General features: G+C 57.8%; 1 protein-coding gene. It reads right to left on the reverse strand.

From position 1 onward, the window contains the following. Nucleotides 1-164: 164 nt before the first annotated feature. Nucleotides 165-401, reverse strand: coding sequence for a hypothetical protein (locus CVH10_RS25400; protein ID WP_146142960.1), 237 nt, complete (start codon nucleotides 399-401; stop codon nucleotides 165-167). Nucleotides 402-567: the final 166 nt, after the last annotated feature.

Below are 567 nucleotides of genomic sequence, written 5' to 3' on the forward strand. Positions count from 1 at the left end.
ATCCAGCGCCGACAGTGCCTCATCGACCTGCACACCAGGCGCAGAAGTTCCCGACACCGGAGCGGCGAATACCGACCCACCATCAGCGGGAAGGACCGAGCAACCAGACACAGTGACAACGCACGCCGCAGCTACCGCCGCGACCCCGGTCACGCGCTGGCGCATCACAAGGCCACCACAGCAGTGAGCGGCATGTCATCGACATAGTGACCAGCAGAAAGAGGAAGACTCCTTGACAAAGCTGCTGATAACACGTGGTCGATCTGCACGGCGGAGGATGTTGCCTGCCCGCGTTGGAAGTTGATCGTCGTCGCAGTGTACGGGTCATGGAGTACCCCGGAGAGCACTGTGCATTGCTTTTCGCCGTTCTTGAATACGACGTTCGCAAGATCACGGATCAAGACGTCATTTCTTGTTATCTCTAGCGCCGCATCAGGATGAAGGCACGGTAGGCACGGCGTGTCGGTCGCCCTGTCCCTCATGGTTATCTAATAGCGTCTATATCACAGGTGGGACAGCCATAGGAGTGGCGATGTCGTGTGCTGTAGAGAAGGTCATTTCACCGAC

Source organism: Halomonas sp. ND22Bw (assembly GCF_003011945.1).
In the GTDB taxonomy this organism is placed as follows: domain Bacteria; phylum Pseudomonadota; class Gammaproteobacteria; order Pseudomonadales; family Halomonadaceae; genus Halomonas; species Halomonas halophila.